This window comes from Rhodovarius sp. (assembly GCF_040399605.1).
In the GTDB taxonomy this organism is placed as follows: domain Bacteria; phylum Pseudomonadota; class Alphaproteobacteria; order Acetobacterales; family Acetobacteraceae; genus Rhodovarius; species Rhodovarius crocodyli_A.
Genome location: NZ_JBBARU010000044.1, coordinates 20,890 through 31,096 on the forward strand (window position 1 = coordinate 20,890; position 10,207 = coordinate 31,096).

The window sequence follows — 10,207 nt, forward strand, 5'->3', positions numbered from 1 at the left end:
GTTGGCCCGATGAATCTGCGCTTTGATGATAAGATTGTGGCCGTCACCGGCGCCGGGCATGGCTTTGGCCGCGCCACGGCCGAGTTGTTTCTCAGCCTGGGTGCGACAGTGCACAGCACCGATCTCAGCGGTGCCGACCTGCCCGGCCATGGCCATGCCGGCGATCTGACGGCGCCGGGCGAGGCGGCGCGCTGGATCGCCAGCATCCCCCGGCCGGTGGATATCCTGGTCAGCAATGCCGGCGGCGTGCGCGGGCAGGTGCATCGGCCGCTGGAGGAGGTGCCGGATGAGGATTGGCACGCCGTCATCGACATCAACCTGCATGCGCATTTCCTGCTGGCCAAGGCGGTGGCGCCGGGGATGAAGGCGGCGAAGTCGGGGCGCATCGTCACCATTTCCAGCGGTGCCGGGCTGCAGCCCAGCCGGACCGGCATCCAGGCCTATACCAGCGCCAAGCACGGGCTGATCGGCCTGACCCGGCAATTGGCGCATGAGCTGGGGCCGCATGGCATCACTGCCAATTCGGTGGCGCCGGGGCTGATGCTGACCAACGCGGCCTCCATCGCGCAATGGGAGGCCTATGGCGCCGAGGGTCAGGCGCGGGTGATGAGCAGCATCGCCGCGCGCCGGCTGGGCCAGGCGGCCGATATCGCAAATGCGGTGATGTTCCTGGCCAGCCCGCTGGCGAGCTATATCAATGGCCAGGTGCTGGTGGTCGATGGCGGGAAGTAGCGCCACCTGACCGCCATGCGCGCCCTGCCGGCGGCCAGCCTCGCCCTTTTATGCATGGCCGTAGCGGCGATGCATCTGCTGCGCGGCATGCCGCTACCGGGCTGGAATAGCGGCTATGATGGCGGTTTCCACATCGTCATGCTGACGAATTTGGCGCAGGAGCCCTGGCGGGGGGTCTTGCCGCCGCTGTGGTTCTTCGAGGCCACCGCCGGGCTGGGCAGCCCTGCGCCCATCTTTTATGGCCCCGGCGCCTATCTGCCGGCGTTGGCGCTGCTGTGGCTGGGCATGGCGCCGGATACGGCGCTTTCGGCGGTGCTGGCCCTGGCGCGGGTGCTCGGCGGGGTGGGCGTGACATTATGGGTGGCGCGGCGTGGCGCATCGGCCTCCGGCGCGGCGGTTGCAGGCGCAATCTGGCTGCTCTTCCCCGCCTGCCTGCTGCATGGGCCGCTGATGGGGTTTCGCTATGCCGAGACGGTGGCGGTGGGCCTGCTGCCATGGCTCTTGCTGGCTGCGGACCGTGCGATGCTGCCGGGCCAGCGCCGCATCCCCTTGCTGCTGATCGCGCTGGGCTATGGCCTGCTGGCCATCACCCATCTGCAACAAACCCTACTGGCGGCGCTGATCATTCCCGCCTGGGTTGCGGCCACAAGGGGGAGACGCGCGGGTTTCATGGTGATGCTGGGCGGCGTGGCGGGGGCGGCGCTGGCCGGCTGGTTTCTGCTGCCCGCCGCCCTGTTGCGGCCGCTGATCAATGAGGAGGGATGGAACGCAGCAGCGCGGATGGCACAGATGGCGCTGTTCAGCGGCGCAGAGGCCGGGCCGGTCGCGGCCTCATGGGCGATGCTCTACCTCTCCTGGGCGCTGGGGCTGGGCTTGGCACTGGCCGGGATGGCACGCCCCGGCGGTGGGGCCGCCTGCGCCCGCTGCGCCGCCCTGCTCTGCCTGAGCATGGTGCCACCACTCACCTGGCTTTGGCCGCATCTACCCATCATCGTCTATGTGCAATTTCCCTGGCGGCACATGCCCTGGCTCTCCTTGATGGCGGGGGGCGTTGCCGCCGGGCTATGGATGGCAGGCGGGCGGGCCAGGCGGGTGGTGATGCTTGTGCTGGCTTGCATGGCGCTGCTGCTGCTCTACCCCTGGGCCGAGAGGTTGCCGCTGCCGCCGGGGGCGGCGATGGCCTATCGCGATGCGCTGCTGCAATACCCCGCCGAGCGCGACCCGGCGCGCTTCCGCCAGCCCTTTTATGCCGAGTTTATGCCGCCTGAGTATCTGCCGGCCGCCGCCATCCAATCCGGGCTGGGCTGGCAGGAGCAGGATGCGCGCCGGGCCATTCTGGCGCGCATCTGCGCGGCCCAGCCATGCGCCGTGCTGGATCGCAGCCGCCCGGGGCAGCCGCGCGCGATGCTGCCGCAGGGTGAGGCGGTGTTGCTGCCGCTCTTCCACTGGCCTGGGCTGCGCTGCACGGGTTGTGAACTGAGCCTGGACATCGCAACTGGGCTGGCCCGCGCGCGGCTCTTGCCGGGCCGCGGGCCATTGGTGGTGATCAGCGCCGCCGCCCTGCCGGTGCAGCGGCTGGGGCTGGCCATCTCGGCCGCGGCGCTGCTGGCATGGCTGGTCGCCCTGGCGCTCTCAGCCCTCAGCGCGGCCCGGGATAGGGGCAGCCCTGGGCGTGGGTATAGACGGCATAAAGCCCCTGCGCCGCCGCCATGAAGAGACGGTTGCGGTGCCGCCCGCCAAAGGCGACATTGGCGCAGCGCTCGGGCAGGCTGATATGGCCAATGGCGGCGCCGGCCTTGTTGAAGACCCGCACGCCATCCCATTCATCGGTGCCCATGCCCCAGCCGCACCAGAGATTGCCATCGATATCGACGCGGAAACCATCCGGCGTCTCCCCCGGCGCGCAGCGAATGAAGACGCGCGGCGCCGACAGCGTCGCCCCCCGCACGTCACAGACCAGGAATTCCCGCGGCTCGGCCCGCGAGGCGACGATATAGAGCTTTGATTCATCGGGGCTGAAGGCCAGGCCATTGGGACCGGGAATGCCCTCCGCCACCAGCGTGACCTCGCCGCTCTGGCCATCGATGCGATAGACATTGCCCGGCAATTCGGCCTCGGCCTTGTCGCCCTCGTAATAGCCGGCAATGCCGAAGGGCGGGTCGGTGAACCAAATGCTGCCATCGGTCTTCACCACGACGTCATTGGGCGAATTCAGCCGCTTGCCGCGGAAATGCGTGGCGAGTTCGGTGATGCTGCCATCATGCTCGGTGCGGCTGATGCAGCGCCCGCCATGCTCGGCCGAAATCAGCCGCCCCTCACGGTCGCGCGTATGGCCATTGGCCTGTCGGGAGGGTTTGCGGAAATGGCTCACCGCCCCGGTCTCCTCATCCCAGCGCAGGATGCGATTATTGGGGATGTCGCTCCACAGCAGGCAGCGCTGATCGCCGAACCACACCGGCCCCTCACCCCAGCGTGTGCCGGTGTAAAGCCGCTCCACCGCGGAAAGCACGATATGATAGGCGCGAAAGCTCGGGTCGAGCACACGGATTGCAGGGTCGGGATAGCGTGCGCTGGGTTGCCAGGTCATTGATCTTTCCTTGGGACGCTGTTCTGGCCCATGCTTGCGCCATGCATATCGCTCCGCAAGGCGCTGCCGCCGTTCCAGACAGCCAAGATGTCAATTTCTTTACGGTCGACCCCTGGGGGGCGGCCATGGCGCGGCTTTATCTGCCGCCGCCGCTCTACGCCCATCTGATGCCGCATTTCGAAACCCTAGGCGGCCTGGTCGGCGGCGCTTTGGATGGCGAGGCCGCGGCAGCGGACCGCAACCCGCCGCAATTGCACCACCGCAACCGCCGTGGCGAGGATGTGCAGCATATCGAGTACCACCCCGCCTATCTGAGCATGACGCGGCGTGCCTTCTCCGATTATGGCTTCGCCGCCATGAGCCATCGGCCGGGGGTGCTGGGCTGGCCTTCCGCCATGCCAGCGGCAGCGAAATACGCCCTGACCTATTTGTTTGTGCAAAGCGAATTCGGCCTGATGTGCCCGGTCAATATGACCGATAGCCTGGCCCGCACCCTCCGCCGCTATGGCTCGGCCGAATTGGTGGCGCGCTACCTGCCGGCGCTGACAAGCACCGATATGGACAGCCTGCGCCAGGGCGCGATGTTCATGACCGAGCAGGGCGCGGGCAGCGATATCGCCAATACCGCGGTGATCGCCGAACCGGCGGAGGATGGCAACTGGCGGCTGCGCGGCGAGAAATGGTTCTGCTCCAACCCCGATGCCGGCATGGCGCTGGTGCTGGCTCGGCGCGGTGACAGCCCGGGGCTGAAAGGCGTCTCGCTCTTTCTGCTGCCGCGCGAATTGCCCGATGGCACGCTGAACAGCTACCGGATCGTGCGGCTGAAGGACAAGCTGGGCACCCGCTCGATGGCCTCGGGCGAGATCTCGCTGGCCGGGGCCACGGCCTATCTGGTGGGCGAGCCGGATGCCGGCTTCAAGCAGATGGCGGATATGGTGAATTCCTCCCGGCTGTCCAATGGCGTGCGGGCGGCGGGGATGATGCGCCGGGCCTGTGCCGAGGCGATTTTCGTGGCCCAGCGCCGGGTGGCCTTTGGCAAAAGACTGATCGAGATGCCGCTGATGCGCCGGCAATTGACCAAAATGATCCTGCCCGCCGAACAGGCCCGCAGCATGCTGTTCCAGACCGCCGATGCCATGACCCGCGCCGATGCCGGCGACGAGGCGGCGCGGAAATTGCTGCGGGTTCTGACGCCGCTGATCAAGTTCCGCGCCTGCCGCGATGCCAGAAAGGTGGCCGGCGATGCGATGGAGGTGCGCGGCGGCTGCGGCTATATTGAGGACTTCCCTGATGCGAGGCTGCTGCGCGACAGCCATCTGGGCAGTATCTGGGAGGGCACGTCCAATATCGTGGCCCTCGATGTGCTGCGCGCGGCCGAGCGTGAGGGCGCCTTGCCGGTGCTGGCAGCCCATGTGGCCGGGTTGCTGGGCAATGCCCGGCCTGATCTGCATGACGCCCTGGCCCGGGCGCAGGCCCTGACCCAGGCGGCGCTGGGCAATCCCGCTTTGGCGCGGCAGGCCGCCAGCGCACTGTATCACACCACCACCGCGGCCGCCCTGCATTGGGAGGGCGAGCGCCTGCCCTGCCCCGCCCGCGCCGCGCTCTCGGCGCTGGTGCTCCACCACCGCCTCGCCCCGCGGGACCCGCTGGCCCAGCGCGACGATACCGCGCAGGAAGACGCCGTGCTGGCGATGTTCTAAGGCCTATGGCCGGGCCCACGCGGCGTTCACATGCGTTCACGGGGCGTGGGCTAGGCATCGCTGAGAGGATGATAAAGCGTTTACGGCGATGCCGCCCCAACGCATCACGGTCTATCCGAGAAAGGCCTGAGTCCAGGCCGCGTGCTCGGCCTCACGCCCTGCCATCTTGGCCAGGGCGGGCGGGGCGGTGCCGGTGATATCGGCCGGTTTGGTGCCCTCGCGCAGCGCCTTGAGCGTGGCATGCACCGCCTGGATCGCCGCCTGGATCGGCAAATGCCCCTGCAGCGCCACCCGCACCCCCCGGCTGGCCAGATAATCGCGATCGGCAATGGCGGGGGTGAGCGTGCCCAGGATGAGCGGCAGGGTTGCCACCTCGGCCAGGGCATCGAGTTCGGCCCGGGTGGTCACGCCTGTCAGGAACAGCCCATCGGCCCCGGTGGCGCAATAGGCCCGCGCCCGCAGCAGCGCGTCATCAAGGCCATTGATCGAGGTGGCGCCGGTGCGGGCGAGGATGGCCAGGCTGGGATCCACCCGCGCGGCCAGGGCAGCGCGGACCTTGCCCACACCCTCATCGAGGCTGATCAGCCGGGGCTTTTCCACGCCATAGGGCCGCGGCAATTCGGTATCCTCGATCGACATGGCCGAAACGCCGGCGACCTCCAACTCCTCCACCGTGCGCATCACATTAAGCGCATTGCCGTAGCCATGATCGGCATCGACCACCAGCGGCAGCGTGCAGGCGCGGTTGATGCGAAGCGCCTGTTCGGCGAATTCGGTGAGGGTGAGGGTGATGAGGTCGGGTGCGGCCAGCACCGTCAGGGAGGCGATGGAACCGGCGAACATGCCCAGCTCAAAGCCCAGGCTTTCGGCGATGCGCCCGGTCAGCGGGTCATGCACCGAGGCGGGATGGATGCACGCACTCCCCGCCAATACCGCCCGTGCCGCCTCACGCCGCTTTTGCCACTTCATCGCAGGACCTCCCCATATTGCGGCCCCATGATGGCGCGCATAGCGTGTGGGGGAAACACGGAGGGGCGCCATGAGCGACAGATTTCATCGCAACGAGGCCGGTGACGAGAAGTATCTGGTTCTGCATGAGTTCATCAAGGAAGCGCGCAAGAAGCTGAACCACAACACCTGGGACTACCTGGTGGGCGCGACCGAGAGCGAAACCACCCTTGCGCGCAACCGCATGGCGCTGGACACGGTGGCGCTGCGGCCGCGGGTGCTGGGCGATGTGAGCCATGTTGACGCGAGTGTGGATTTCTATGGCCACCGGATCCGGCTGCCGGTGCTGCTGGCGCCGGTGGGCTCGCTGGAATCCTTCGAGGCCGGCGGCGGCGCCTCGGTCGCCAAGGGCGCGGGCGCTTTTGGCGTGCCCTTCATCCTCAGCAGCGTGAGCCAGCCGGGCATCGAGGAGACCGCGGCAGCGGCGACCGGCCCCAAGGTCTTCCAGCTTTATGTCCGCGGCGACCATGACTGGCAGGATGCCATTGCCAAACGGGTGATCGCGGCGGGCTATGACGCCTTCGCCATTACCGTGGACACGGCGCATTATTCGCGGCGTGAACGCGATATCTCCAAGCGCTTCGTCAAGACTTGGCGGGCGGCCAATACCGGCATGGACGTCCAGGCCGCGCTCTCCTGGGACGACATCAAGCGCTTCCATGACAAGCACCGGATCCCGCTGATCATCAAGGGCATCGGAACGGGCGAGGATGCCGAGATCGCGGTGCGCCATGGGGTGGAGGTGATCTACGTCTCCAATCATGGCGGGCGGCAATTGGACCATGGCCGCGGCAGCCTCGATGTGCTGCCCGAGGTGGTGCAGGCTGTGGCGGGGCGGGCCAAGATCATGGTCGATGGCAGCGTCAGCCGTGGCACGGATATCGTGAAGGCGATTGCGCTGGGCGCCGATTGGGTCGGCATTGGCCGGCTCTACCTCTATGCACTGGCGGCGGATGGCGCGGCTGGCGTCACCCGCATGCTGGAAATCCTGGAGGATGAGGTGGTGAAGGCGCTGGGGCTGACGGGGGTGAATTCCTTCGCCGAGCTGACGCGCGGCCATGTCCATGCCGGCGCGCCGCCGGTGGTCTTCCCCCATGTGCACAGCGCCTTCCCGCTATTGAAGGAAGGCTATTGATCAGATTGGTGTGAAACCCTGGACGAGGCTGCCTGACAGCAGCCTCCATCCATCGACCAGCACGAAAAAGATCAGCTTGAAGGGCAGCGCCACCACCGAGGGCGGCAGCATCATCATCCCCAGCGACATGAGCAGCGAGGCCACCACCATGTCGATCACCAGAAAGGGGAGGAAGATGATGAAGCCGATCTCGAAGGCGCGCCTGAGTTCGCTCACCAAAAAGGCCGGCATCAGCGCGCGATAAGGTGCCTCGGCAGGGCTGGCGGCGGGCAATTGCGCCATATTGAGGAAGAGGTTGAGATCAGCCTCGCGCAGCTGGGCCGCCATGAACCGGCGGAAGGGCTCGGCCGCGGCCGAGATCGCCTCCATCGGTTCCATCCGGCCTTCATTCATTGGCACGATGCCGGCGATCCATGCGGCATCGAAAACCGGCTGCATGACGAAATAGGTCAGGAACAATGCCAGGCCTATGAGCACCGGATTGGGGGGTACGCCCTGCGCGCCAAGGGCGCTGCGCAGCAAGGCCAGCACAATGACGATGCGGGTGAAGGCGGTGGCCATCACCAATAGCGAGGGGGCGAGGGAGAGCAGCCCCACCAGCGCTGCCAATTGCAGCAGGCGGCCACTGGCGCCGGCCTGTTGGCCGCCCAGATCAATCGAGACGGATTGCGCCGCCGCAGGGCCGGCCATGGCCAGCGCCACCAAAACCAGCGCGCGCATCATGGTGTAGGCAGCCAGCCCAGCAGCGTCTCACCCTGCGGGCCGACCAGCAGCAGAACCTCGCGCCCATCCACCCGCAGCAGCAGCAGCCGGCGCTTGGCGTCGAGCGGCAGCCTCGCCTCCAGCCCCAGCCGCGCCTGGGGATTGGCGGGAGCGGCGATTCCAACCTGCCGCGCCCCGCGGGCCAGTAACCAGACCAGGCCGAGCACAGCCAGCAAGGCCCCGAGGGCCTGCGCCAGCGAGAGGAGGAATTCGGCGCTCATCGCTCGGGCATGAGGAGGGCCAGCGCCTCCACCTCCTGCATCAGCGTCAACATCGCCGGGCGCAGGGCGCGGGCGGCATGCTGGGGCAGACCACCCAGCGCCTGGCAGATGCCGGCGGCTTCCACTTCGAGGCCCGCGAGTTCAACCACGCGCCCCCCCTCAAGCAGCGCGCGCGCCATGGCCAGGGTGCCGCGCATGGCCTCGATACTGGCCAGGGCGGTGAGGCTGGGCATGATCAGGCTGGTATCGGGCGGCATATCCGGCTCAGGGCTGATCGGGTGCGGGTGTTTCGGCATGGGCAGATTTTGCCCAGCAAGCTCTTTCCATCCGGTTAACGCAGCATCGGGCCGGGGCGAGAAAACGCGGAGGGCGGCTTCACCTTCGGTTAACCTCGCATATGCATCATGGCGCCATGGTCGCTGCCTTATCCAATCCTGTCACCTTGGCTGAACGCCGCCTTTCCTGGCTGGATGGGCGCCAACGCGTGCTGGCGGAGAATGTCGCCAATGCGGATACCCCGCGTTATCGGGCGCGGGATGTGGCGCCCTTCGCGCGGCTGCTGGCCAATGCGGCGGGGCCTGACCTGGCCCGCACCAATGCCGCGCATATCGCACCACAGGGCGGCGGCCTTCGCCCCCGGGCCGACCGTATGGCGATGGAACGCACGCCCGATGGCAATGGCGTCTCGCTCGATGAACAGGCGCTGCGCATTGCCGAGACTGACAGCCAGCACAGCCTGGCCATGAGCCTGCATCGCAAATACTTGGCGCTGTTCCGCACCGCGCTGGGCCGCAACAGCTAGGAGCATTGCCTATGGATCTCGATCGCGCCCTGAGCATTTCCGCCGCCGGCATGGCCGCACAATCCGCCCGGCTGCGTGTCGTGGCCGAAAATATCGCCAATCGCGACAGCACCGGCCAAACGCCGGGCGCCGAACCCTATCGGCGCAAGACCATCACCTTCGACAATAGGCTGGACCGTGCGGTGGGTGCGCGCATGGTGCAGGTGGCACGCGTGGCCGAAGCGCCGGGCGAATTCCCCGAGGAATACGACCCCGGCCACCCCGCTGCCGATGCCCGCGGCTATGTGCGCCGCCCCAATGTCGACAGCCTGATCGAGAGCATGGACATGCGTGAGGCGCAGCGCAGCTATAGCGCGAATCTGGCCGTGCTGGAGACCACGCGCGGCATGCTCAGCCGCGCGATCGAGGCGCTGCGCTGATGCCTGCACCGATTCTCGCCGCAACCGGTGTGGCAGCGGCCTATCGCGCCACGCAGAGCCTGGCTGGCGATGCGGGGGGGGATTTCGCTGCCACCCTGCAACGCGCCGTCGAAGGTGTGGTGGAGGTGCAACGCGGCGCTGATACCGCCGCCACACAGGCGCTCCAGGGCCAGGGCAGCGTGACCGATGTGGTTCTGGCGGTCTCCCGAGCTGAACTCGCTCTGCAAACCGCCACCACCCTGCGCGACCGGGTGGTCTCCGCCTATCAGGATGTGATGCGCATGCCGATCTGACGCCGCCCTGGGCAAAGCTCACCACTCAAGCCGCAGGAGGCGGAATAGTGCTGGAGGAACCGGCCGCACAGGCCATGCGTCACGCCATATGGGTCTGCCTGCAGCTCGGCGGGCCGCCGCTTTTGGCCATGCTGCTGGTAGGCGTGGTCATTTCGCTCATTCAAACGGTGACGCAAATCCAGGAATCCACCCTGGCCTTCCTGCCGAAGATCGCGGTGATGGGGGGGGTGCTGATGTGGCTGGGGCCCTTCATGGGCCAGGTGCTGCAGGCCTGGGGCCTGCAATTATTCGATCAGATGGTCGCCATCGGTGGCCTGCCGTGACGGCGGATGATGCCGCCCTGCTCGCCAGCCTGCCAGCCCTGGCCTACCAGGCCTGTCTGGTGTTCTGCCGCATGGCTGCGGCCAGCATGCTGCTGCCAGGCCTGGGCGAGCAGGAGGTGCCGGCCAATATCCGCCTCGGCCTGGGGCTGCTGGTCACCCTGTTGCTGTTGCCGCTGCTGGCCCCCCTGCTGCCAGCCGCGCCAGAGGCGCCTTTTGCGCTGTTGG

14 protein-coding genes are annotated in these 10,207 nt (G+C 67.5%); 9 read left to right on the forward strand and 5 right to left on the reverse strand.

From position 1 onward, the window contains the following. Positions 1-9: 9 nt before the first annotated feature. Both ABWP84_RS11970 and ABWP84_RS11975 read left to right on the forward strand, forming a co-directional pair. Positions 10-732 carry an SDR family NAD(P)-dependent oxidoreductase gene (locus ABWP84_RS11970; protein WP_353212264.1) on the forward strand — a complete coding sequence of 241 codons (723 nt, stop codon included), beginning with the start codon at positions 10-12 and terminating at the stop codon, positions 730-732. A 15-nt stretch (positions 733-747) separates the two neighbouring features. Continuing rightward, on the forward strand, positions 748-2,445 hold the full coding sequence (locus tag ABWP84_RS11975; RefSeq protein WP_353212265.1) for a hypothetical protein: 1,698 nt from the start codon (positions 748-750) through the stop codon (positions 2,443-2,445). Here the strand turns inward: ABWP84_RS11975 and ABWP84_RS11980 are convergent. Then, positions 2,372-3,319 carry an SMP-30/gluconolactonase/LRE family protein gene (locus ABWP84_RS11980; protein ID WP_353212266.1) on the reverse strand — a complete coding sequence of 316 codons (948 nt, stop codon included), beginning with the start codon at positions 3,317-3,319 and terminating at the stop codon, positions 2,372-2,374. The genes ABWP84_RS11975 and ABWP84_RS11980 overlap by 74 nt on opposite strands. 41 nt (positions 3,320-3,360) lie before the next feature. Between ABWP84_RS11980 and ABWP84_RS11985 the strand changes: the two genes are divergently transcribed. Next, on the forward strand, positions 3,361-5,019 hold the full coding sequence (locus tag ABWP84_RS11985) for an acyl-CoA dehydrogenase family protein (protein ID WP_353212267.1): 1,659 nt from the start codon (positions 3,361-3,363) through the stop codon (positions 5,017-5,019). Between the two features lie 111 nt (positions 5,020-5,130). Here the strand turns inward: ABWP84_RS11985 and ABWP84_RS11990 are convergent, their stop codons facing one another. Then, positions 5,131-5,988 carry an isocitrate lyase/phosphoenolpyruvate mutase family protein gene (locus ABWP84_RS11990; protein WP_353212268.1) on the reverse strand — a complete coding sequence of 286 codons (858 nt, stop codon included), beginning with the start codon at positions 5,986-5,988 and terminating at the stop codon, positions 5,131-5,133. Between the two features lie 70 nt (positions 5,989-6,058). On the opposite strand from ABWP84_RS11990, the gene ABWP84_RS11995 reads away from it, so the two are divergent. Further along, on the forward strand, positions 6,059-7,162 hold the full coding sequence (locus ABWP84_RS11995; protein WP_353212269.1) for an alpha-hydroxy acid oxidase: 1,104 nt from the start codon (positions 6,059-6,061) through the stop codon (positions 7,160-7,162). On the opposite strand, the gene fliP is transcribed toward ABWP84_RS11995, so the two are convergent. The 3 genes from fliP to ABWP84_RS12010 are packed head-to-tail and all read right to left on the reverse strand — an operon-like array spanning position 7,163 to position 8,441. Continuing rightward, positions 7,163-7,885: a flagellar type III secretion system pore protein FliP gene (gene fliP, locus ABWP84_RS12000; protein WP_353212270.1), complete on the reverse strand. Its 723-nt coding sequence runs from the start codon at positions 7,883-7,885 to the stop codon at positions 7,163-7,165. Beyond that, the gene (locus tag ABWP84_RS12005; protein ID WP_353212271.1) at positions 7,882-8,145 is read right to left on the reverse strand and encodes a flagellar biosynthetic protein FliO; all 264 of its coding nucleotides are present in this window, start codon (positions 8,143-8,145) and stop codon (positions 7,882-7,884) included. Before ABWP84_RS12005 ends, fliP begins: the two co-directional genes overlap by 4 nt. Continuing rightward, positions 8,142-8,441, reverse strand: coding sequence for a hypothetical protein (locus tag ABWP84_RS12010; RefSeq protein WP_353212272.1), 300 nt, complete (start codon positions 8,439-8,441; stop codon positions 8,142-8,144). Before ABWP84_RS12010 ends, ABWP84_RS12005 begins: the two co-directional genes overlap by 4 nt. Before the next feature lie 146 nt (positions 8,442-8,587). On the opposite strand from ABWP84_RS12010, the gene ABWP84_RS12015 reads away from it, so the two are divergent. The 5 genes from ABWP84_RS12015 to ABWP84_RS12035 all read left to right on the forward strand — a co-directional run. After that, positions 8,588-8,947: a flagellar basal body protein gene (locus ABWP84_RS12015; protein ID WP_353212273.1), complete on the forward strand. Its 360-nt coding sequence runs from the start codon at positions 8,588-8,590 to the stop codon at positions 8,945-8,947. Between the two features lie 11 nt (positions 8,948-8,958). Next, positions 8,959-9,366 (forward strand): flagellar basal body rod protein FlgC, encoded by a 408-nt coding sequence (gene flgC / locus ABWP84_RS12020; protein WP_353212274.1) that lies wholly within the window; start codon positions 8,959-8,961, stop codon positions 9,364-9,366. After that, positions 9,366-9,659: a flagellar hook-basal body complex protein FliE gene (gene fliE / locus ABWP84_RS12025; protein WP_353212275.1), complete on the forward strand. Its 294-nt coding sequence runs from the start codon at positions 9,366-9,368 to the stop codon at positions 9,657-9,659. The genes flgC and fliE overlap by 1 nt, the downstream gene beginning before the upstream one ends. Before the next feature lie 47 nt (positions 9,660-9,706). Then, positions 9,707-9,982 carry a flagellar biosynthetic protein FliQ gene (locus ABWP84_RS12030; protein ID WP_353212276.1) on the forward strand — a complete coding sequence of 92 codons (276 nt, stop codon included), beginning with the start codon at positions 9,707-9,709 and terminating at the stop codon, positions 9,980-9,982. Continuing rightward, positions 9,979-10,207, forward strand: a 229-nt coding sequence (locus ABWP84_RS12035) for a flagellar biosynthetic protein FliR (RefSeq protein ID WP_353212277.1), incomplete at its 3' end; no start/stop codon positions are given. The genes ABWP84_RS12030 and ABWP84_RS12035, both read left to right, overlap by 4 nt.

Excerpts from the sequence above, each read along its gene's own strand:
- ABWP84_RS12005 (WP_353212271.1), bottom strand. The coding sequence starts at position 8,145 with ATGAGCGCCGAATTCCTCCTCTCGCTGGCGCAGGCCCTCGGGGCCTTG.
- ABWP84_RS11975 (WP_353212265.1), top strand. The coding sequence starts at position 748 with ATGCGCGCCCTGCCGGCGGCCAGCCTCGCCCTTTTATGCATGGCCGTA.
- ABWP84_RS11995 (WP_353212269.1), top strand. The coding sequence starts at position 6,059 with ATGAGCGACAGATTTCATCGCAACGAGGCCGGTGACGAGAAGTATCTG.
- fliE (WP_353212275.1), top strand. The coding sequence starts at position 9,366 with ATGCCTGCACCGATTCTCGCCGCAACCGGTGTGGCAGCGGCCTATCGC.
- ABWP84_RS12010 (WP_353212272.1), bottom strand. The coding sequence starts at position 8,441 with ATGCCGAAACACCCGCACCCGATCAGCCCTGAGCCGGATATGCCGCCC.
- fliP (WP_353212270.1), bottom strand. The coding sequence starts at position 7,885 with ATGATGCGCGCGCTGGTTTTGGTGGCGCTGGCCATGGCCGGCCCTGCG.
- ABWP84_RS11990 (WP_353212268.1), bottom strand. The coding sequence starts at position 5,988 with ATGAAGTGGCAAAAGCGGCGTGAGGCGGCACGGGCGGTATTGGCGGGG.
- ABWP84_RS11980 (WP_353212266.1), bottom strand. The coding sequence starts at position 3,319 with ATGACCTGGCAACCCAGCGCACGCTATCCCGACCCTGCAATCCGTGTG.
- ABWP84_RS11970 (WP_353212264.1), top strand. The coding sequence starts at position 10 with ATGAATCTGCGCTTTGATGATAAGATTGTGGCCGTCACCGGCGCCGGG.
- flgC (WP_353212274.1), top strand. The coding sequence starts at position 8,959 with ATGGATCTCGATCGCGCCCTGAGCATTTCCGCCGCCGGCATGGCCGCA.
- ABWP84_RS11985 (WP_353212267.1), top strand. The coding sequence starts at position 3,361 with ATGCATATCGCTCCGCAAGGCGCTGCCGCCGTTCCAGACAGCCAAGAT.